Here is a 21,642-nt window from a genome sequence, read left to right on the forward strand (position 1 = left end):
TGCGCATCAACCGGCTGCCGCCGGATGCGTGATCTGCAATTTGGGGCGGGTGAGTTGTGTGCCTACCGGAGTATTCTGCGTGACAAATGAACAGTTCCGCGCCCTGGAGGATATTTCAGGCCACCGGAGCCCGTCGAATTCAAAAGCGGGGAGCAGCAAGGCGGACGACCTTCTGGCGGCCGCGATTTCGGCGTTTGCGGGTATCACGCGCCCCGGACGGCAGGATATGCAGCAGCTTGAAGATCTTGCCATGCCGCTTCTCCAATGCGCTTCCACTCGCGGCAAGCGCCATGCGGCCAATGCGCTGGCACAATTGGAGGACGCACCGCGCCGCCTTATTCTGACGCTGGCCGACGACCCCGTCGAAATCTCCGCACCGATCCTGTTGCGCTCTCCCCTTCTGCGCCCTTCCGACCTCATCGAGATCATCGGCAAGAACGGTCTTGCCCATGCGCGCGCCATTGCGCGACGCCAGTCCGGTGACGTTCTTTTGCAAGGCGTGCTGCGCAGTTTCGCCGATCCGGTCATCGATCGCACGCTGACCCTTCAGGAAAATCTCGCCAATATCGAGGCCGAACCGCTCGAAAGGCCGGATGTACCTGACCTTTCTGCGGCCAGAGCGCCGCTGATGAAGGAAGACAGTTCCGAACGACTGGCGCGCGCGCTGCAACAGCCTTTCTTCGAGGCTGGCGCAACTACCGGCTCACAGCATCTCATCGATACCGCACTGCTGATCGACAGCCAGTTTTTCCGCAATGCGCTGGCCGATACGCTCGACCTGTCCTTTGAACGGTCCGACGCGATCATCGGACAGTGGCCGGATTCGCATCTGCCGATTGCACTCAAGGCGCTCGGATTGTCGCCTGCAGAATGCTATCTCGTCATGACTGCCATTCTGGGGCCTATCGACACCAACCGCGACAGCCTGCGTGAGTTTGTGCATATTTATCGCTCCATCGACCGCGAAAAAGCGATGGCGCTCGTGCGGCGCTGGAAGGCGGAAGACATGTCGGCCATGCTGCGTGGGAAATTGCGTGAAATGGCCGAGGACGACACGCCACTCGCCGACGCCGCCAATTCCGATCACCCGTCGCTTCAGCGATTGGTGAAATAGAGTTCATCAGGAAGAAGTTTTAGAAGGCTTCTCCGTCCTGCGAAATCGAGAACAGTGCCGACGCATCGGCTATATCTTCCAGTTCGACCAGCCACAGGTCGGGGTCGAAGCGGGTTTCCCGCGCCATACGGTCACTTGCCGCCATGTCATCGGCATCGTGCAGAATGCGCAGAAACATGCGCTCGCCGTCATTATCCTCTTCATAAGAAGTTTGCGGCGCAGGCGAATATAGATCGCAGGTGCCGAAGCGTGAGCTTACCTTGATGAAGATTGCGCCCGCCTCCGGCGATCCGCGACGGGCAAGATAGGCAAAGCCGCCCTCGCCCTGAACCTTGCGGATCAAAGCCGAAACCCAGAAGTCGGATGTCAGGCGCATCGGAAACCCATCAGCTTATCAGGCCGATCTCGCGCATCTTGGTGATGAGCGTCGCATCGATTTCGCCGGTTACCGGCATACTGAACAGTTTCTGGAATTCGCGCACCGCTTCCTGTGTCGTCTTGCCCGGCTGTCCGTTCACCGGCACGGTGTCATTGCCGAATGCTTTCAACCCGGCCTGTACGCGGATGATATCCTGCGAACTCACTTTCACCGATTGCACGGCGGGCGTTGCCGCCACCTGCTTTTTCGGTACGGGCTTTTCATAGGAAGCGAGAGCGGGTTTCGGTTTTGAAACCGTTTCCGTCTTCAAAACGGCGGGCTGCGGGCGCGGCGTCGGAACCGCTACCTCGATGACTTTTGCCACATCGTCCTGAGCCGGGGCACTGTTTTGGGCATCGGCCTGCAACTGCGCCGGAATATTTGCTTCCTGCACGCCGAGCTTCTGCTGCAAAGCGCGCCAGCGTTCCACCGCTTCGCGGGTCTGCGGCCCGGTGAAACCATCCACCGGTCCCTTGTAAATTCCAAGCGTCGAAAGACGTTGCTGCAGCCGTGCGATTTCGAGATCGGCGTTGGGCGCAAGTGCCGGCAGCATGTCATCAACCGATGCGCTCATGTTCAGCCGGTCCGCCGACAGGCTGGCGGCTTCCAGCGGCTGGGCAGTCTCATTGTTTGCAGGTTCGGCAGAGGCGGTCTCGGTGGGCTTCGGGGCATTGTCACTTGCCGCCGCCGTGCCCGGCAGGACTGCACGTGGAGTCGGCTTGAACACAAAGTCCGGTCTTGTGCTGAAGAATACGGCCTTGTGCGCCTCCGGCTGATACCAGAGCGCGTTAGCCGAGACGAAACTCATCACCACCAGAAACGCAGTTGCCCCGCCAGTCAGGACGGGGTTGCGCACGATGAAATCTCCGGCAGCAATTGCAAGTGCCGAAGCCGATGTGAAGAAAAAGTGGAGGAGCCGCGAGCCGAGACTACGCCGTTTTGCGGGTTTGCGCATCTTTCTGCTCCCGGATTTGGCTGTTGTCTTCGTCGTTCTGCCAGTCATTACGCCTTTCCCCCTGGTGACGGTGCATGTCGATCACCATGCCAAGCTCTGGGCCAAGTTCCTGATATTCGTCTTCTCCCATGACAACCTGCGGGCCTGCCACCGGAAGGCGGATCGTGACGATCGTGCCTTCGCCGGGGCAACTCTTGAGTTGCATGCTACCCTGATGCAGTTCCACCAGCCCCTTGACCACAGAAAGTCCGAGGCCACTTCCCTCCTGCGCGCGCGTATAGTTATTGTCGGCGCGCACGAATGGCGTGCCGATGCGCTGCATATCTTCCGGCTCGATGCCGATGCCCGTATCCGACACACTGATTTCCAGCATCGCACGCCCGCTCGCCATCACGCGGGTTGCATCGATGGTGACGCAGCCGCCGCTTTGTGTGAACTTCACCGCATTACTGGCCAGATTGAGCAGAATCTGCTGAATGGCGCGGCGATCCGCCACCAGCTCACCAATGCCTGCGCCGACGCGGTGGCAGAAGGCAACGCCTTTCTTTTCAGCCTGCGGCAGCATGACAGAGGTGCACATTTCAGCCGCGTCACGGAAAGCGAAATTCTGCGGGTCGATGCTGTAATTGCCGGTTTCCAGACGCGAATTGTCGAGAACAGCATTTACGAGTTCCAGCAGGTAATGGCCGGACTGGTGAATGAGGCCTGCATATTCGCGCTGCTTCTCATTGGCCAGCTTGCCGCCCATTTCATGCGACAGCATATCGGAAAAGCCGATGATCGAATTGAGCGGCGTGCGCAGCTCATGGCTGACGGCTGCAAGCAGACGGCCCTTGCCGATGCGCTCCGATTCAAGCTCCGCTTTCAGTGTTGCAATCTCGTCCAGAAGCTTCTGCTCGCCTTCGAGCGAGCGGCCAACCAGCGTGATAGCGCGAGCGCTTGCGGCACCTTCGAGACGATAAGTGCGGAAGACCGTATCGCCATTTTCGATGGAACGCAGGCGCACATCGACCTTGCTGGAAGCGGAACCGGCGCGAAGATCGGCCAGAAGCGAAAGATATTCTACACGGTCGGCGACATGAACACGGTCGATGAGCGCCGTGCCTTCCAGCATTTTGGACTGTACGCCCAGAAGCTTTGCCGAATTCATATCGACCGAGGCAACCACGCCATCCGAATCGAGGCTGAACTGCAGGTCACCCGCAGCAACCGCGGCTTGCGGCGCGGTGACCTTGATCTGCGCGGGCTTGGCGGCGCTCGCATAACCACGTGCAACAAGGCTTGCCGCATAAAGTACCAGAACAGCGACGGACACATAGCTGCCGCCGGAAATGGGGCCACCGCTTGCCGTCGCAAAATAGCCGAGAACCATGGCCGCGAATGCGGCGCCTGCTGCTGCGGCGGCAGGCTTGCGGGTCGCAAACCAGACTTCAAGCGGCAGACCAGCCGCCATCAACCACAAAACCGCGTTGCCATGAGAAAAAGCGCCAACGGCAGCAAGACCCGCGCCATAGGCAGCGAAGTTCAGGCCAGCCAGAACAGGTGCGGCGATGCCCATCAGCGACAGCGCGCAAAGGATCATGGCGACGCCTGCAAAGCTTGCTGCAAGAATCGCAAATTCCGTAAAGCCCGGTGTCACACCCGAAGCGAGCACGGCCGCACAAAGCAGGACCGGCGCGGTGATGACCGAACCGATAACACGTATGGAGACCGCATCGGGACTGGATACCCAACGGCGGCAGAAACGTTCGTAAAAACGGCTGATCGCCTGCACATTCATGCGGACGGTCTCGGCTGTTTTCAAAAGAATGGCGTTCAACGTGCCGTACTCACTCAATACTCTTGCATTGTCAAAACCGGAAAACCGTTCGCCGTGACGACGCCCTCCCAGCCAGCAACAGATTGCAGCCGAGGCTTTAAAGAAACGATAAAACGAGACCGCCCAAAGCGGATAAGTGACGCGCCGGGTCTGCTTTTCTGCCTATGGTAAACAGAGAGTAGCGATCAGGTGGCGAAACCACAGCCACGGCACAATTTTGACGTTCAAATGCTTTACCATGACGCGCATCTTGTCCGAAAACCGTTTCACACTTTTCGCGATGCGCTCCAATAAACCGAACAGTTACGGAATCTTTTCCAATTCATCCGACATTGACGCAAACCGAAGGCACGCAACCGCAAGAAGGCAATGATCCGTTTTCTCATCAAATCCGTTTTCTGGTTGTCGTTGGCATTCATCGTGATGCCGCGCTTCTTCCCTGCGGATGAGCAAAACAAACCGCAGAAGAAGCCAGCCATTGCCGAGACGAAGCGGGAGCCGGATTCAATCGATCAGCTTCTCGCCAATGGCAAAACCGCCGTGGAACTGGGCAAGCTGTGCATCGACAACCCATCCTTCTGCCAGAACGGTACCTCGCTTGTTTCCAGCGCCGGGAGCGGCCTTCTGGAAGGAAGCCGCGCCGCGCTCGAATATCTGAGCGACCGTTTCGGCACCAAGCCGCAACCGCCTGCAAAAGTGGAACCGGCAGTCGCCGCACCTGCACAGGCCGCAATCGGCATTCCCATCCCGACATCGCGCGAAGAAGCCCTGCGTGCACTGGACCGTCGCCCGACTGGTTCAATTCAACGCTAGTTTTCCGTGACCTTGCAGCGTTTCATGACTATATAAGCGGCAAGAAACTTCTTTCAGGCGAGTATTATGACCACGACCATCGATAGCATCATGTCCGATTTCGAATTTCTCGACGATTGGGAAGACCGCTATCGCTATGTCATCGACCTCGGCAAGGAATTGCCGCCCTATCCCGACGATGCACGCGATGCTGCGCACAAGGTTCAGGGCTGCGTCAGCCAGGTCTGGCTGAAAACGCTTCCGCAAGACGGCAACGATCCGGTCATCGAGTTTCTCGGCGATTCCGATGCGCATATCGTGCGTGGTCTGGTGGCCATCGTGCTGGCACTATATTCCGGCCACAAGGCTTCAGAAATTCTCGCCGTGGACCCGGAAGCTATTTTAAAAAAGCTCGGCCTCGATGAACATCTGACGCCGCAGCGCTCCAACGGCCTGCGCGCCATGGTGGCACGCATCCGTCGCGAAGCAGAGCTGGCGAAAGAATCAGCCTAAGAACCCGTTCCAAAAGTCGCCCTGTGCGGCTGCAAATGGCAATTTACCTGCGTTCCGGTGCTCATGTACCAAAAAGTACATTGCGCTCCGGTACTCGAAAATTACCATTCTCGCACTCACATGCCGCTTTTTGATTCAGGCTCTAAAAGTTTCTCAACCGACAAGGCTGCGGCGAGCAGCTTTTTATCCGTGCCGCCGCGCGCGCTGAGCATGAAGCCGGTCGGCAGTGTCATGTCCGGCATGGGCACGGTGATGCTGCACAGGTCGAACTGGTTTCCGACCTGCGTGTCACGCAGCAGCAGCCCTTCCACACGGTCATATTCAACCTCGTCATTGCTGACCGAAGCAATCGTCGGCGCAACAATCGGCGTAGCGGGCGTTACGAACATATCGAAGTCGCTCAGGCGCTCGTCCATTTGCTGAACAAGCGTCGCGCGTGTTTCCATGATCCCGCGATAGGTTTCCATCGGAACCTTGACGCGGACGGACAGCGGGTGCTTCACACGAATATCGACATTGGCGTCAGGATCGCTAAGCCAGGTCGATGCGTGGATATGACTTGCCTCGATCCCGGCGATTGAGCCAACGCGGGTTGCCTCACGCAGGCGCTGGATCAGATCGTCGACTTCCAGATCGGCGATGATCGCTCCTGCCTTTTCAAGAAGCGCAACCGTTGCTTCGAAGTGCTTTGCGACGTCGGGCTCCATATCGGCCAGAAGATAGCCTTTCGGCAGTGCAATGCGCAGACCCTTCAGCGGCAAGGCGTTCGGCAACACGGGCGTTTCGCCTGCCATAATCGCATCGCTTATAATGGCGTCGGCTACTGTCCTGGTCAGCGGACCAACGGAATCGAGCGACGGCGCCAGCGGAAACGCACCGTCGAGCGGAATGCGCCGGGCGGTCGGCTTGAAGCCGACAATGCCGTTCAGCGCTGCCGGAATGCGCACCGATCCCCCAGTATCCGAACCGATAGCGATCTCGCTTGTTCCTTCCGCTGCCGAAACTGCCGCACCCGACGACGATCCGCCCGGAACGCGCGTCGGATCGATCGCATTGCCCGGCTCGCCGTAATGCGGATTGAGGCCGACCGGCGTGAAGGCGAACTCCGTCATCTGGGTCTTGCCGACAATGACCGCACCCGCATCGCGCAGACGGCTGACAATCTTGGCATCCTGTGTCGCCGGGGCAGCATCGCGGCGAATAACCGAACCGGCAAGCGTCGGCTCTCCGGCAACATCGAAGAGATCCTTGATCGAAACAATGCGCCCGTCGAGCGGCCCAAGGGCGCGCCCATCACGAAGACGCGCATCGGCGGCGTCAGCCTCAGCGCGCGCCTGCTGTGCATAGACCTTGCTGAAAACGTGTTCGCTTGCTGTCCGCGCTTCCAGACGCGACAGGATGCTTTCCAGCCGATCCCGTACCGAATTCATGTGATTTCTCCCCACTTCCCCAACGGACACAAAGTCCCTTTGAGAAAGAGGCGATAGCCCCGCCCCGGAAAGGTGTCAATGAGTGCGCCACCTCACATATTCTGCGGACGCATTTGCGGCCGGTAGTCGTCTGCTCCCCAATGCAGGACAGCGCCTCTGCCCCGCTCCTTTTCGAGTTGAGGATTGTAGTGCCGGTGCAGCGCGGCCAGACCGACCTTGAGCAGCATCTTGGCAGAACGAACGGGCCATTGCCGCTCACGTTCCACGGTTTCAAGCCCTTTCAGGAAGCAGCAGACATCAACCAGAACGCCGTTCAGTTCCGGCCCGACTGCTTCCAGCGCCCGCTCGACGCGGATGCGGCTGGCCAGCGCGATATCGGTCAGCTCTGCCATGCCGCCCGGCCCGCTGCGCCCGCCGCCAACACTGGTGTCCCAGCGCATGGTGACGGACGGCATCAGCGATCCGCGTGTGAAGTCGGCCCGCAGCCTTTCACCGGCAAGGAACTCGCTCTCCGAGATAAAGGAAGAACCATTCGCATTCTTGCGCCTGTAGAGCATCGCAAGAGGCGATTCCTCTGGATTGATCTCAATCTTTTCGCCCTGCTCATAGTCAATCGTCTGCAAGGTTCTTGCCGGGTTGCGCAACGGCTTGCCGCCTTCCTTTGCGCGCTTGATAGTGGGCTGCGATGAAACAAGCCGTTCCTCATTCCAATACAGCAATCCCTTTTTCTGCATGGCCTCCAATTCGGCGCGGGAAGCAGCGATGGTCCCCTGATCCGTTGCAAGCAAGACATGCGAAGCGCGAATGGAATCCTGAACCTCGCAGCCGCCATTTTTCAGAAAGCGCATAATTCTCGCTTCGGACGCTAACAATTGGGTGGTCATGCCGCCAACCTCCAGGCCGTGAAAGCACTTTGCGCAATGCGTTCGAATGTCGAGACGATCGCATCGAACTCCGTATCGTCGCGCATGTCCTCCACCAGATGGCAGGCATGCATTACGGTTGTCCGGTCTCGCGCAAATCCGGCAGCCACTTCACGCATGGCCAGCCCGAAAGCCGTGTGCGCGACATACATGCCGATCTGCCGCACACGCGCCACCTCTCGCCTGCACCGCAGTGGTGACCGCAATTCCGCGCCGGAAACACCGAACATAGTCACCAGCAGATCAATAAGGGCATCGCACAGCGCTATGTTCTGCTGCTCCCGCGACCGGTCGGCGACACCCTCCACCCTTCCAAGGTTAAGGCTTCGCCCATGCCGCACCGCAAGCAACTTCAATGCTTCGAAAGCTTCCGCCCGTGTATGAATGACATCCGATAGTTCCAAAGACATTCATCTTTCCTCGCCAAAATAGGAATATCTTCTTATACGGAGAAAATTGCAAGTGTGGATAAGTTTCGTAGAAGGAATTGCTGTCTGCGGTTAGTTTCGACAGCTCTAACATAGGCTAAAGCCTTGCCAGAACGGCATTAACGCGTTTGAATCCATCGCGTTTGATGGCCATCTTACAGAAAAATCAGAAAGAATCTAGGAATATTATCCAACGACATTTCGCGTGGCTCATGCTCATTCGCATCAAGAAATGAGGAATGATCGCCATGGACGCGGATCTGAAGCAAGCCCGCACACTATTTTTTGCCCGGCAAAAACAGAATCAACTGACCGCAATGCAACGCATTGCCTTGCAGATCATCGCCGGCATCGATCTCGATGAAGTTCTCAAGGCCCCGCTGGAAGAGAAGGAACGGACCAAACGGCGTCTGACGCGTCTCATGGAAAGGGAGCGCCTGAAAGGAATGTGCGGCAACTGGAATTATGACCTGAACAGGCACATTGCACTAAAACAAGCATTCGACCGGATTGGTTGAAAAGACCATGCGCTTCCGGACGTGCTCAAATCCAAAACAAAATGGCCAGCATCTAGGAGCGTAAGCTCAACGATACTGGCCATTTCTATAAAGCTCTCAGAACAGACACTGCAAAGCGCGGTCCGCTCGACAGTCGGAGCGATTAAGCGTCCTTAGGCTTGCGGCCCAGGCCCATCTTCTTAGCCAGGCGCGAGCGAGCAGCAGCGTAGTTCGGAGCGACCATCGGATAGTTCGGGTCGAGATCCCACTTTTCGCGGTACTGTTCCGGCGTCATGTTGTAATGGGTCATCAGGTGACGCTTCAGCGACTTGAACTTCTTGCCGTCTTCGAGGCAGATGATGTAGTCGTCGTGAACCGACTTCTTCGGATTGACGGCAGGCTTCGGCTTCTCGACAACGACAGGCGCTTCTTCGCGTTCGACGTGACGCTTGAAAGCAGCGTGTACTTCAGCGATCAGCAGCGGCAGTTCACCAGCGCGAATCGAATTATTGCCGACATATGCGGCGACAACATCTGCAGTAAGGCTCAGAAGCAGTTCCGCGCTTTCGTCGTGCGTGTCCAGATTTTCCATTGTATTTCCTTTTTACTTCTTATTGTTGCGTAATCGACGACTGGAGATCCCCGCCTGCCATCGTCGTTACGTATTCCTAAACCCTGCCCCATCCGTTCCCGGCTGCGAATACCAGTTGATAATGTCATTTGCAATAGAATTGTCAAACCACATTACATTAACAACAAGTCTTTCTTCTTGAATCATCAAATAGAAAAACTCGAACTCAACCTTACTAAGATGGGGAAACTTTGAATCGCGATGTGTTCGCGTTGCCGCCCCTGCCGTTTATTGAAGGATATGGATGAAGCTGCAGTTCACAGCCGTGCTTCCTTTAATTTGCTCGAACTGCGTTAGCAATAGTTTTCTCCCTCAAGTTTTCTTGTACGAAGTCCAAGACTAACATGTTTCCGCTAGGTAGCTTTTGGCGACAGAATCGGGCCTCAAAAAGGCATTGCTCAAATATATTTCAACGAAATCAACTCGCTTTCGCCACTTCGGCCAACTATATAAATATCACTATCACCCGCTAGTGGTCCGATTCCAACATTTGCATCCCTCGGTTCAAGCGCTGAGCAAATGTTGGTATCCAAAAGACCACTAGGAAGTATATGTATCTGGTGGATTTTTCGAATTTGACGTTTGAAACAGCATCTATGTCAGCCGGGATTCAAACGTCAAATTCAATCCACTAGAGCATGTCTCCCGAATGTGGGAACCGGTTTCGGGATAAAGACATGCGTAAAAACAAACAGATAGAGCATTTCCAATGATTCAATCAAAACAGGAAATGCTCTAGAAGGCACGGCTTACCGGCCTTGCAGCAAATCGAAACAGTTTTCATCGGAATTGTGGATGTCTCAAAGCTCCCCCCAACTTCAACCACCGCATGCAGCCAAACATCCGGTCAATGACACCCGCCACGGGATCACACGCACCGACGACTATGCTTGGTTGCGTGCGGACAATTGGCAGGAAGTATTCAAGGACCCGTCGGTTCTGTCCCCTGAAATTCGCACGCATCTGGAAGCAGAGAATGCATATCAGGCAGCGCTGATGAAGGACACGGAAGCGCTACAGAAAAGCCTGTTCGCAGAAATGCGAGGACGCATCAAGGAAGACGACTCCTCCGTCCCCGCGAAGGATGGGCCTTTCGCCTATGGCGTGTCCTATCGCACCGGCGGCGAGCAGCCCTATTTCATTCGCACGCCACGCGATGGCGGCACGGAAACCATCCTTCTCGACGGTGACGTCGAAGGCAAGGACAAGGCCTATTTCCGCCTTGCATCAGCCGATCATGCGCCGGATCACCAGCTTTTGATCTGGGGTTACGATGACAAGGGTTCGGAATTCTACAAGCTGAAAGTCCGCGACCTGTCGTCCATGAAAGACCTTGAAGACATCGTCACCGACACGAATGGCGGCGGTGCGTGGGATGCGGAGAGCAAGGGCTTTTTCTATACGCGCCTTGATGAGAACCATCGACCGTCCAAGGTTTTCTATCACAAGGTGGGCACGGACCAGTCTGAGGACCACCTGATCTACGAAGAGAAAGATCCAGGCTTCTTCCTCGGTGTCGGCGGCTCGGCGCTGGACGACTATATCTTCATCGACATTCATGACCATGAAACGTCGGAATGCTGGCTCCTTCCAGCCAGCGATCCGGCGGCAAAGCCGCAGCTCGTCATGGAGCGCAAGACCGGTACGGAATATGACATCGCACCGGGTGGCGATGTGTTCTACATCCTGACCAATGCGGATGGCGCCAAGGATTTCAAGATATGCCAGGCGCCTGCTGCCACACCGCAGCCGGAAAACTGGGTCGAGGTCGTGGCGGAAAAGCCGGGGCGGCTGATCCTGTCACACTCCGCCTACAAGCATCATCTTGTCTGGATGGAACGCGATAACGGCCTGCCGCGCATCGTGATCCGTGATCGCGAAACCGGCGAGGAACATGCCATCGCCTTCGACGAGGAGGCCTATTCGCTCGGCCTTCACGGCAGCGCCGAATATGATACGGATGTGATCCGCTTCTCCTATTCGTCCATGACGACGCCGGAACAGCTCTTCGACTACAATATGCGGACGCGCGAGCGGAAGCTTTTGAAGACGCAGGAAGTTCCTTCCGGTCACAATGCGCATGACTATGTCACGCGCCGGGTGTTCGCCAAGGCTTCGGATGGTGAACTGGTGCCGGTGTCCCTGCTCTATCACAAGGATACAAAGCTCGACGGCTCCGCGCCCTGCCTGCTTTATGGCTACGGCTCCTATGGCATCACCATTCCGGCAAGCTTCAGCACGTCGCGGCTCTCGCTCGTGGATCGCGGCTTCGTCTACGCCATCGCGCATATCCGCGGCGGCAAGGACAAGGGTTTTGCCTGGTATGAAAACGGCAAGCGCGACAAGAAGGTGAACACGTTCACCGATTTCATCGCTGCCGCAAGGCACCTCGTTGCCGAAGGCTTCACCAGTCATGACCGCATCGTTGCGCATGGCGGTTCGGCAGGCGGCATGCTGATGGGCGCGATTGCCAATATGGCCCCCGACGCATTCGGCGGCATCATTGCCGAAGTGCCATTCGTTGACGTGCTGAACACGATGCTGGACGACACTCTTCCATTGACCCCGCCGGAATGGCCCGAATGGGGCAATCCGATCACATCGGAAACGGATTACCGGATCATTGCCGGCTATTCGCCCTACGACAATGTCAGCCGTCAGGCCTATCCCGCCATTCTGGCCGTGGCAGGCCTTACCGATCCGCGCGTCACGTACTGGGAGCCTGCCAAGTGGGTCGCCAGACTGCGTGAGCTCAAGACCGACGACCATCCCGTCCTGTTCCGTATCAATATGGATGCGGGTCATGCCGGCGCGTCGGGTCGCTTCTCGCGACTGGAAGAAGTCGCCTATACCTATGCCTTCGCGCTCAAGGTGACAGGCAAGGCGGGCGACACGCTCTGATCCTTTACAACAAGCATCGCATCCAGGTTTTAAGGGTGCGATGCTTCCTTCTTTTTACGCATGTCTTTATCCCGAAACCGGTTCCCACTTTCGGGAGACATGCTCTGGAAGAACGCGCTATTTCACTTATAATATTGTTTTACATCTATTCTTCTTAAGGAGAGACCGATGTTGCGTCAGGTCATTGCTGTTTGCCTAACTTCCGCATCGCTTGCGGTTTCCGGCCTTGTCGCGCTGCCGATGTCGGCTGAAGCGCAGGTACGCAAGGATGTCAGCGAATATGCAGGCCAGCGCTGCAACGTGCCGAGACGAGGCAGCGGCATCATCGTCGGCCAGTTCAGCGGCGTGGACGACTCGCCCTTCATCACTGGCGGTGACGGACTGGTTTCGATCGACCGCGTCCGGTGCTTCAGCAGCATGTCGGAATGCAAGGGATGGCTTTACACGATGCAGAGCAAATACACCAATGCCGGTGCCGCCACTCTGGTGCGCTGCACCAAGCGCTGAACCTCAACATAAAAACTGCGGTTTTCACGAAGCTCTGCGGATGGCATCCTCCCACCACTTGATGCATCGCCTTCGGGCGTCATCTTCGGTTTGGGAGGATCGGAAATGCAGCAGGCCAGTTATGTACACGGTGCGAGCGACAAGCTTCTCATCGGCAATACGATCGGTCGGCATCTCGACCAGATCGCGGAAAAATATCCCGACCGTCCTGCCGTGATCGTCCGGCACCAGAATATCCGGCTGACCTATTCCGAACTCAAACAACTGACCGATCGGCTTGCCGAAGGCTTCCTCGCCATCGGGCTTCGCCCCGGCGAACGTCTCGGCATATGGTCGCCGAACAATCTCGAATGGATTCTCACCCAGTTTGCGAGCGCAAAGGCGGGTCTGATCCTCGTCAACATCAACCCGGCCTATCGGGCGCATGAGCTGGAATATGTGCTGGGGAAAGTCGAATGCGCAGCACTCATCCTCGCGCCGTCACTGAAAACCAGCAACTATATCGATATCCTGCGCAGCATCGTGCCTGAACTGGATGAAGCCCGCCCCGGCCACGTGATGTCTGAGCGACTTCCCAATCTAAGGTGCGTCATCCGGATCGGCGCGGAACAGACGCCGGGCATGCTGAATTTCGACGATGTCGCCCAATCCGGCGATGAAGTCACCGGGCAAGAACTGGCGCAGCTTGCCGAAGAACTGCAATTTGACGATCCCATCAATATCCAGTTCACCAGCGGCACGACCGGCAGCCCGAAGGGCGCAACGCTCTCGCATCACAATATCCTCAATAACGGGTTTTTCGTCGGCGAGGCGATGCAGCTTTCCGAACAGGACCGGCTCTGCATCCCGGTGCCGTTCTATCATTGCTTCGGCATGGTGCTCGGCAATCTTGCCTGCGTGACCCATGGTTCCTGCATGGTGATCCCGAACGAGAGTTTCGATCCGCTCCTGACGCTCCAGACCGTTGAAGAGGAGCAATGCACCGGCCTTCATGGCGTGCCGACAATGTTCATTGCGATGCTGGATCACCCGGATTTCAGCCGTTTCAACCTCACCAGCCTGCGCACCGGCATCATGGCCGGATCGCCCTGCCCCATCGAAGTGATGCGGCGTGTGGTGAGCGAGATGCACCAGAGCGAAATCACCATCGCCTATGGCATGACGGAAACCAGCCCGGTCAGCTTTCAGAGTTCGACGACCGATCCACTGGAACGGCGCGTTTCCACCGTCGGGCGCATCCATCCGCATCTGGAGGTGAAGATCGTCGATGCGGATGGCAAGGTGGTGCCGCGTGGCGAAAAGGGCGAATTGCTGACGCGGGGCTACAGCGTCATGCGCGGCTACTGGAACGATGCGGAAAGTTCAGCCGGCGCCATAGATGATGCGGGCTGGATGCACACGGGAGACCTCGCGACGATAGACGAGGAAGGCTATTGCAACATCGTCGGGCGCATCAAGGATCTCATCATTCGCGGCGGCGAGAACATCTACCCGCGCGAGATTGAAGAGTTCCTCTTCAGCCATCCCGCGATCAGCGACGTCCAGATATTCGGCATTCCCGATCGAAAGTTCGGCGAAATCATCTGCGCCTGGGTCAAGCTGCACAAGGATGGCCAGCTTTCCGAAGAGGAACTGGCCGAATATTGCCGACAGCGCATCGCGCATTACAAGGTTCCAGCCCATATCCGATTCGTGGATCAGTTTCCGATGACCGTAACCGGCAAGATCCAGAAATTCGTCATGCGGCAGGTCATGATCGAGGAACTCGAATTGCAGGAAATTCGAACAGCGTAATTATCTCGTCACATCACGAGACATATTCTCCTAGAGCGGGATGTTTGTAAGTGTATCGTCGTTTCGCTCCAAGTTTTTGTTTGAGCATGATTTTATCCGAAAACCGGTTCCCACTTTTCGGAATCATGCTCTAATATTTTCGCTCATGGCGGCTTGCAAAGCGAAGGCGAGAATGCATATTACGTAAACGTAAGATTTTTGGGAGAGTTTCCATGGAAGAACTGATCGCACGCATCACCTCCAAAGTTGGCATCGATGCGGCAACGGCAGAAAAGGCAGTCGGCATGATCCTCGCCTTCCTGCAGAAGGAAGGCCCGGCAGCGGAAGTCCAGAAGCTTCTGGCAGCATTCCCCGGCGCTGAAGAAGCAATCGCGCAGGTCAAGGGCGGCGGCTTCCTGTCCGGCCTGATGGGCGGCGTGATGGGTCTCGGCTCCCAGCTCATGGGCGCTGGTCTGGGCATGGGTGAAATTTCCGGCGTTGCCAAGGAAACCATCCGCTTTGCCAAGGAAAAGGCTGGTGACGAACCAGTTGATGCCGTCATCGGTGCAATTCCGGGCCTCGGCCAGTTCGTCTGATCAAACTTTACATGCTCGAAAAGGCCCCGGGTTCCGGGGCCTTTTTGTTTTGGGCTGCCCAACCGAGTATACCGGCACAAATAATGACACCGATCAGTATAAAACAATAGTATTTAAGTCATGTTTTTCACGATAACGTGAAGCCTATGTAATAATCCCTATAAATTCAGGATGATACTTGCTGCACTGGGGATTTAACCGACGCAATGATTGCAATGCCCCGGATTGTATCGGATATTTGAACCAAGGGACGAAGTCTGTTCAATTTTTAAATGCGGAGGATCGCATGCGTTTGTTTTTCCTGACTATCAGCTCTGCAGCTGTATTGATCGCCGGCGCAGCACAGGCTGACGTCACCGCAGATCGTCAGGCAATCATGAAGGACCTTGGACGCTCAGTCGGGTCAATTGCTCCGATGATCAAGGGTGAGAAGCCATTCGACGCCACCACAGCACTTGCTGCGCTGGAAAAGATCGATGCCGATGCCAAGAAGCTGGATGTGGATGCGTTGTTCCCGGCCGGTTCGGATCAGGGCGATACTGAAGCTTCGCCGAAAATCTGGGAAACCAAAGACGACTTCGTCAAGCACGTCGAAAAATTCCGGACCGACGCCGCTACGGCACTGGCTGCCAAACCGCAGGATCTTGATGCGCTGAAGCCAGCCTTCCAGCAGGTCGCCGCCAATTGTGGTTCCTGCCATCAAGCCTATCGCGTCAAGAAGAACTGATCTTCGCTGTTGACAGAGAGCACACCGAACGGAAACACTCTGTGTGCAAAAAATTTGCAGCAAAAGTGCGGTGCAATTCCAGTGCATCTGTACTTTGGAACTGTCACGCTGAATAACGGTCATAAGAGCGGTCTGGCTCGTCCTGGAACCGCCTCACGGGAACAGATGGAATGGTCCGAAAACTGGCATATGCCGCAGGCGCCGTGGTCGTCCTTGGAGCCGCTGCCTTCTGGATTCTGACCGCTCCGCAGAAGGTGGACGCGACCGTGTTGGACGCGATGAAGCCGGGCGATCCCATCAAGGGCGAACAGGTTTTCTGGGCAGGCGGCTGTGCCTCCTGCCATGCCGCGCCAGGTGCCTCCGGCGATGCACGCAAGGTTCTGGCAGGCGGACATGAACTGGTTTCAGATTTCGGGACATTCATCGCTCCCAATATTTCCCCGTCAGAGCAAGGTATCGGCACATGGACCATACAGGACTTTGCCAATGCGATGCTGAAGGGGGTCGGCAAGCAGGACGAACATCTTTATCCATCGTTCCCCTACACTTCTTATACCAAAATGCAGCCCCAGGATGTGGCCGATCTCTTTGCGTTTATGAAAACATTGCCGCCCTCCGATAATGTCGCAGCGCCGCACAAGCTTTCCTTCCCCTTCACGGTCCGACGGGGGCTCGGCCTCTGGAAACAGCTTTACCTGTCCGACCAGCCTGCGGTGGAAATCGCAAATGCTTCCGACCAGGTGAAGCGCGGCCAGTATCTGACTGAAGCCCTTGGCCATTGCGGCGAATGTCACACACCGCGCAATGCGATTGGGGGGGTAGACACAAGCAAGTGGCTCGCCGGAGCATTGTCGCCTGAAACCGGCAGTGACGGGAAAAAAGGCGTCGTGCCGAACATCACGCCGGATGAAGCGGGCATCGGCGGCTGGAGCGGGAAAGACATCTCCTACGCCCTGCAAAGCGGCTTTACCCCGGATTTCGATTCGCTTGGCGGATCGATGACCGATGTGGTTGCGAACATGGCTCACCTTGCCGAAGCCGACCGCAATGCCATTGCTGCCTACCTGGAAGCTATTCCGTCGCACCCAAACGGCTATCCTGCGCGTTGAGGGCCGCGATCCGGCATAATCTTACCGATCCTCGTTTCACTCCGGCCGGATTTTGCTCTATATCATAAGTTATAGTTGAACAGAGGGAGCAAGCTGCCTGATGACTGCCGAAGACGCTATTTTTCTTGGCGCGAGCCGCAAGCCTGACGACTCCTACCAGCAGCCGGAATATCTAGCGCTGAAATACGGCAACCGGCACGGTCTCGTCACCGGCGCGACCGGCACGGGTAAAACGGTCACGCTGCAGGTTCTGGCCGAAAGCTTTTCAGCGGCTGGCGTTCCGGTTTTCTGCGCCGACATCAAAGGCGATCTTTCCGGCATTGGCGCGATCGGCGTTCAAAATGACGGCCTCCTCAAACGTGCAGCGGAAGTGAAGCTCGATCCGTACGAAATGCGCGCGGCGCCTGTGATCTTCTGGGATATTTTCGGCGAACAGGGACACCCTGTCCGCGCCACCATTTCCGAAATGGGGCCGCTCCTCCTGTCGCGCCTGATGAATCTGACCGAGGCGCAGGAAGGTGTGCTGAACATCGCCTTCCGCCTGGCGGACGAAGAAGGCTTGCTGCTACTGGACCTGAAGGACTTGCAAGCCATCCTCGCCGAAATGGCGGAGCGCTCGGCAGAACTTTCGGGCAAGTACGGCAATGTGAACAAGGCTTCGGTGGGTGCAATCCAGCGTTCGCTTCTGGTCCTCGACCAGCAGGGCGGCTCGAAATTCTTCGGGGAACCAGCGCTCAAGATTTCAGACCTGATGCGCACCACGACCGACGGGCGCGGTGTAGTGAGCGTGCTTGCTGCCGACAAGCTGATGATGAGCCCGCGGCTCTATTCCACTTTCCTGCTTTGGCTGATGTCGGAACTCTTCGAGGAACTGCCGGAAGTCGGCGATCCCGATAAGCCGCGGCTCGTCTTCTTCTTCGATGAAGCCCATCTTCTCTTCGATGAAGCGCCGAAGGCTCTGGTCGACCGTGTCGAACAGGTGGTGCGCCTGATCCGCTCCAAGGGTGTCGGCGTTTATTTCGTGACGCAGAATCCGCTCGATGTGCCGGAAACCGTTCTGGCGCAGCTCGGCAATCGCGTGCAGCACGCGCTTCGCGCCTATACGCCGCGCGAAACCAATGCCGTGAAGACGGCAGCCGATACATTCCGTCCGAACCCGGATTTCAACACGTTTCAGGCGATCACCAATCTCGCCACTGGCGAAGCACTGGTGTCGACGCTGCAAGCCAAGGGGGTGCCTTCAATCGTGCAGCGCACGCTTATGCGCCCGCCTTCATCGCGTATCGGCCCGCTGACGCCGGAAGAACGCGCGAAGATCATCGCCGCAAGCCCGGTTGCCGGGCAGTACGATCAGGTACTGGATCGCGATTCCGCTTTCGAAATGCTGGCCCGCAAGGCGCAGAATGCTGCAGCAGCCCAGCAAAAGACCAAGGAAGAGGAAGAAGGCGGCGGTAGTATCCTTGGCGACCTCGTCGGCACCGCACTTGGTACTGGTCGCCGCTCCGGTCGCCAGACGGTCGCGGAAACGGCCATGAAGTCCGTTGTCCGCTCGGTCGGCAATTCGCTTGGCCGCGCACTTGTGCGCGGCATTCTCGGCGGCTTCAAACGGTAGAAGGTGCCAGTGTCACGCCTTCGCCGGTTTGGCGAGGGCGTAGGCGACAAGGGCATTGGCATGGCCATGCCCCATCTCGAATTCCGACTTCAGCCAGTTGACGATTTCCATATGCTTGTCGCCCTTTCGCTGCTCGATCAGCGAAAGCCAATGCTGGACAGGCTGCCCGTATTTTTTCTCGATGGACGGGAAATAGGATGCAGGGCCTTTCACGACTTCCTTGGCGACTTTTTCCTCGGACATGACTTCCCTCCCCTTGTTCCGACGATTTGTCCGCGCGGAAAGTGACTTATTTTCAAGGCGGCGGCAAGTTGGCGCGCGGCACAATGGAAAAAGCCCCGGACAGCTGGCTATCCGGGGCTTTTGCAATCTGTCGTTCAGACAATCGCTATTACATCACGAGAATCGGCGATTTCGCCGGAACGCGATCATAGAGGTCGATGATGTCCTGGTTCAGGAAGCGTACGCAGCCCGAAGAGACTGCCTTGCCGATGGACCACCATTCCGGATTGCCGTGCAGGCGGTACAGCGTGTCCTTGCCGTCCTGGAAAATATAGAGAGCGCGGGCGCCGAGCGGGTTCTTGAGGCCCGGAGCCATGCCGCCGTTCCTGGCGCTGTACTGCACCAGTTCCGGCTGACGGGCGACCATTTCATCCGGTGGGGTCCAGCGCGGCCACTGGCGCTTGTACTGGATCACAGCGCGACCCGACCACGCGAAACCTTCGCGGCCAATGCCCACGCCGTAGCGCATTGCTTGTCCGTTTTCGAGGACCAGATAGCAGAAGCGGTTGGCCGTATCGATGACCAATGTACCGGGCAGTTCGCCGGTTGGATCCTGCACAACCTGACGCAGGAAGCGCTTGTCCATCTTCTGGATCGGAATTGCCGGAAGCTGGAAGCCGCCATCCTCGACGGCAGCATACATCTGCGTCCATCCGCCATAGGAGGAATCGACATTAGCCTGCGGGGTGCGGTTGATCGGGTTGCCCGACTGATCCACATCAATGATTGGAACATTCTGCCCCAACTGAGCGCAACCGGCCAGACCGGCGGCCGCTGTTGCTGTCATTGCCGTCAGAAAGGAACGGCGGGTAAGGGTCGTTTGCATATGAAAACCAGTTTAGTGACGGGAGGAGTTACAGATACACATTCAGGGTTAACGAATTGCGACCCGGCCAATTGTGGCAGATACGCAGTGAGCCATCGAAAAGGCCGTAAACGGCTGTTTCCGGTGTTTGGTTGCACGGAAAACGCCCGAAAAATGTGGCGTACGCCCGTTCGTAATGCGGCCTAAACGTGGCGAAAGCCCACCAGCATGGCTCGTGTTGCAGCCGCGACACAATTTTGGGTGCAGGAGCCAGCTTTCCATAAACCCGGCGAGTTCAAATTTTAGTGAGAACTCAATCAAGCAACTGAAGGCTTGGCAGAATCAGTGCCGGAGCAAACTGTTTATATTCGTCGGGCTGGTTGGTCCGATTGATCCAGACCCCGCGCATGCCGAACCGCACCGCCCCTGCCACGTCCCAGCGGTTCGAGGACTGGAACGAGATTGCGGAAGGATAAAGCCGCCATTGCAGAGTGATGAGCTCATAGACCGCCGGGGCAGTCTTGTATTTCCTGACTTCATCAACCGAAATCACGTCGTCCAGCAGGACGTCGAGCGCTGCCGAACGCACTGCGGATTCGAGCATGGCGGGCGAACCATTGGAAAGGATCGCAAGCCGTGCGCCCTTCTCCTTCAGGCTTTTGAGAGCAGCGGGCACTTCCGGATAGCAATCGAGCTTCCAATAGGCATCGAGCAAATCATTGCGCAGTGCCGGATCTACGGACGGGTAACGCGCGAATGCGAAATCGAGCGACTCCTCGGTGAGTTTCCAGAAATCGCTATAGGCACCCATCAGGCTGAGCACCCAGGAATATTCGAGCTGCTTGGCCCGCCACAGTTCGGAAAATGCCCGGCCGTCCGGCCCGGCTTTGTCTGCATGTCGCCGCACCGCCGAATGGACATCGAATAATGTGCCATAAGCGTCGAAGACATAAGAACTGTGGGACACCGTTTCCTCCTGTGAGGGTCCGCCACGCATGGCGAAGCATAAAATCTAGAATTGCGCCATCCTACTGTGATTTCAATAATAATTCATTGTCTTGAAGCTGAATTGCTCATTCACGCCATTGCCGCCCGCACCGATGCGGCCTATGTAGATTCTGCACGCAAGTTTTGAGGCAGCATCTGCTCGGCCCGCCGCAAGCTGCCCATGTAAGCTCAAAGAAAAGAGGAGAGTTTCCAATGGCTTTCGAACTGCCCGCCCTGCCGTATGACTATGACGCCCTTGCGCCTTTCATGTCGCGCGAGACGCTTGAACTTCATCACGACAAGCACCATCAGGCCTATGTCACCAACGGCAACAAGCTGCTCGAAGGCTCCGGCCTCGAAGGCAAGAGCCTAGAAGAGATCGTCAAGGAAAGCTACGGCAAGAACCAGGGCCTCTTCAACAATGCCGGCCAGCACTACAACCACATCCTGTTCTGGAAGTGGATGAAGAAGAACGGTGGCGGCAAGAAGCTGCCGGGCAAGCTTGAAAAGGCAATCGAGTCCGATCTTGGCGGCTATGACAAGTTCCGGGCGGATTTCATCGCTGCCGGCGTCGGCCAGTTCGGTTCAGGCTGGGCCTGGCTGTCAGTCAAGGACGGCAAGCTTGAAATCTCCAAGACCCCGAACGGCGAAAACCCGCTGGTTCATGGCGCAACGCCGATCCTCGGCGTCGACGTGTGGGAACATTCCTACTATGTCGATTATCGAAATCTGCGTCCGAAGTACCTCGAGGCCTTCGTCGATAGCCTCATCAATTGGGAATTCGTCGAAGAACTGTACGAAAAGGCCTGAGCCTTCATACAAC

General features: G+C 56.9%; 22 protein-coding genes. 12 read left to right on the forward strand and 10 right to left on the reverse strand.

Annotation, left to right across the window (positions count from 1 at the left end; genetic code table 11):
* The first annotated feature begins 79 nt into the window (after positions 1-79).
* On the forward strand, positions 80-1,114 hold the full coding sequence (locus OANT_RS13905; RefSeq protein ID WP_012092452.1) for a DUF2336 domain-containing protein: 1,035 nt from the start codon (positions 80-82) through the stop codon (positions 1,112-1,114).
* Between the two features lie 19 nt (positions 1,115-1,133).
* Here the strand turns inward: OANT_RS13905 and OANT_RS13910 are convergent, their stop codons facing one another.
* Genes OANT_RS13910 through OANT_RS13920 form a run of 3 tightly spaced genes read right to left on the reverse strand, consistent with a single transcriptional unit; the run spans position 1,134 to position 4,306 of the window.
* The gene (locus OANT_RS13910) at positions 1,134-1,490 is read right to left on the reverse strand and encodes a DUF1491 family protein (protein WP_006472705.1); all 357 of its coding nucleotides are present in this window, start codon (positions 1,488-1,490) and stop codon (positions 1,134-1,136) included.
* A gap of 10 nt (positions 1,491-1,500) precedes the next feature.
* A complete protein-coding gene (locus OANT_RS13915; protein ID WP_012092453.1) occupies positions 1,501-2,487 on the reverse strand; it encodes a peptidoglycan-binding domain-containing protein in 987 nt (328 codons plus the stop codon).
* Positions 2,462-4,306 carry an ATP-binding protein gene (locus OANT_RS13920; RefSeq protein WP_012092454.1) on the reverse strand — a complete coding sequence of 615 codons (1,845 nt, stop codon included), beginning with the start codon at positions 4,304-4,306 and terminating at the stop codon, positions 2,462-2,464. Before OANT_RS13920 ends, OANT_RS13915 begins: the two co-directional genes overlap by 26 nt.
* 369 nt (positions 4,307-4,675) lie before the next feature.
* On the opposite strand from OANT_RS13920, the gene OANT_RS13925 reads away from it, so the two are divergent.
* Together OANT_RS13925 and OANT_RS13930 are read left to right on the forward strand one after the other, a co-directional pair.
* Entirely contained in the window at positions 4,676-5,119 is a 444-nt protein-coding gene (locus OANT_RS13925) for a hypothetical protein (protein WP_012092455.1), read from the forward strand.
* 66 nt (positions 5,120-5,185) lie between these two features.
* Positions 5,186-5,611 (forward strand): SufE family protein, encoded by a 426-nt coding sequence (locus tag OANT_RS13930; RefSeq protein ID WP_012092456.1) that lies wholly within the window; start codon positions 5,186-5,188, stop codon positions 5,609-5,611.
* 116 nt (positions 5,612-5,727) lie between these two features.
* Here OANT_RS13930 and OANT_RS13935 read toward each other — a convergent pair whose 3' ends face one another.
* From OANT_RS13935 to OANT_RS13945, 3 genes are all read right to left on the reverse strand, one after another.
* Positions 5,728-7,041 (reverse strand): amidase, encoded by a 1,314-nt coding sequence (locus OANT_RS13935; protein ID WP_012092457.1) that lies wholly within the window; start codon positions 7,039-7,041, stop codon positions 5,728-5,730.
* 92 nt (positions 7,042-7,133) lie between these two features.
* Positions 7,134-7,925, reverse strand: a complete 792-nt coding sequence (locus OANT_RS13940; protein WP_012092458.1) for a DUF6456 domain-containing protein — start codon at positions 7,923-7,925, stop codon at positions 7,134-7,136.
* Entirely contained in the window at positions 7,922-8,368 is a 447-nt protein-coding gene (locus OANT_RS13945) for a helix-turn-helix domain-containing protein (RefSeq protein ID WP_029925331.1), read from the reverse strand. The genes OANT_RS13940 and OANT_RS13945 overlap by 4 nt, the downstream gene beginning before the upstream one ends.
* Before the next feature lie 272 nt (positions 8,369-8,640).
* On the opposite strand from OANT_RS13945, the gene OANT_RS13950 reads away from it, so the two are divergent.
* A complete protein-coding gene (locus OANT_RS13950) occupies positions 8,641-8,910 on the forward strand; it encodes a hypothetical protein (RefSeq protein ID WP_012092460.1) in 270 nt (89 codons plus the stop codon).
* A gap of 142 nt (positions 8,911-9,052) precedes the next feature.
* Here OANT_RS13950 and OANT_RS13955 read toward each other — a convergent pair whose 3' ends face one another.
* Positions 9,053-9,481, reverse strand: coding sequence for a Ros/MucR family transcriptional regulator (locus OANT_RS13955; RefSeq protein ID WP_010661576.1), 429 nt, complete (start codon positions 9,479-9,481; stop codon positions 9,053-9,055).
* 834 nt (positions 9,482-10,315) lie between these two features.
* Here OANT_RS13955 and OANT_RS13960 point away from each other — a divergent pair.
* The 7 genes from OANT_RS13960 (at position 10,316) to OANT_RS13990 (ending at position 18,745) form a co-directional block, all read left to right on the forward strand.
* Entirely contained in the window at positions 10,316-12,421 is a 2,106-nt protein-coding gene (locus tag OANT_RS13960; protein WP_012092461.1) for a S9 family peptidase, read from the forward strand.
* 168 nt (positions 12,422-12,589) lie between these two features.
* Entirely contained in the window at positions 12,590-12,928 is a 339-nt protein-coding gene (locus OANT_RS13965; protein WP_012092462.1) for a hypothetical protein, read from the forward strand.
* Between the two features lie 105 nt (positions 12,929-13,033).
* Positions 13,034-14,722: an AMP-binding protein gene (locus OANT_RS13970; RefSeq protein ID WP_012092463.1), complete on the forward strand. Its 1,689-nt coding sequence runs from the start codon at positions 13,034-13,036 to the stop codon at positions 14,720-14,722.
* A gap of 212 nt (positions 14,723-14,934) precedes the next feature.
* The gene (locus OANT_RS13975) at positions 14,935-15,297 is read left to right on the forward strand and encodes a DUF2267 domain-containing protein (RefSeq protein ID WP_010661572.1); all 363 of its coding nucleotides are present in this window, start codon (positions 14,935-14,937) and stop codon (positions 15,295-15,297) included.
* 286 nt (positions 15,298-15,583) lie between these two features.
* Entirely contained in the window at positions 15,584-16,024 is a 441-nt protein-coding gene (locus OANT_RS13980; protein ID WP_010661571.1) for a c-type cytochrome, read from the forward strand.
* Between the two features lie 170 nt (positions 16,025-16,194).
* Positions 16,195-17,133: a c-type cytochrome gene (locus tag OANT_RS13985; protein ID WP_012092464.1), complete on the forward strand. Its 939-nt coding sequence runs from the start codon at positions 16,195-16,197 to the stop codon at positions 17,131-17,133.
* A gap of 100 nt (positions 17,134-17,233) precedes the next feature.
* Entirely contained in the window at positions 17,234-18,745 is a 1,512-nt protein-coding gene (locus OANT_RS13990; RefSeq protein WP_012092465.1) for a helicase HerA-like C-terminal domain-containing protein, read from the forward strand.
* Between the two features lie 12 nt (positions 18,746-18,757).
* On the opposite strand, the gene OANT_RS13995 is transcribed toward OANT_RS13990, so the two are convergent.
* The 3 genes from OANT_RS13995 to OANT_RS14005 form a co-directional block, all read right to left on the reverse strand.
* Complete coding sequence (locus OANT_RS13995) at positions 18,758-18,988, reverse strand: DUF4287 domain-containing protein (protein WP_012092466.1); 231 nt, start codon at positions 18,986-18,988, stop codon at positions 18,758-18,760.
* A 148-nt stretch (positions 18,989-19,136) separates the two neighbouring features.
* Entirely contained in the window at positions 19,137-19,853 is a 717-nt protein-coding gene (locus tag OANT_RS14000; protein ID WP_012092467.1) for a L,D-transpeptidase, read from the reverse strand.
* 292 nt (positions 19,854-20,145) lie between these two features.
* The gene (locus tag OANT_RS14005) at positions 20,146-20,799 is read right to left on the reverse strand and encodes a haloacid dehalogenase type II (RefSeq protein ID WP_010661566.1); all 654 of its coding nucleotides are present in this window, start codon (positions 20,797-20,799) and stop codon (positions 20,146-20,148) included.
* Between the two features lie 233 nt (positions 20,800-21,032).
* Between OANT_RS14005 and OANT_RS14010 the strand changes: the two genes are divergently transcribed.
* Positions 21,033-21,629 carry a superoxide dismutase gene (locus tag OANT_RS14010; RefSeq protein WP_012092469.1) on the forward strand — a complete coding sequence of 199 codons (597 nt, stop codon included), beginning with the start codon at positions 21,033-21,035 and terminating at the stop codon, positions 21,627-21,629.
* Positions 21,630-21,642: the final 13 nt, after the last annotated feature.

Origin of the sequence: Brucella anthropi ATCC 49188, assembly GCF_000017405.1 — a bacterium.
In the GTDB taxonomy this organism is placed as follows: Bacteria; Pseudomonadota; Alphaproteobacteria; order Rhizobiales; family Rhizobiaceae; genus Brucella; species Brucella anthropi.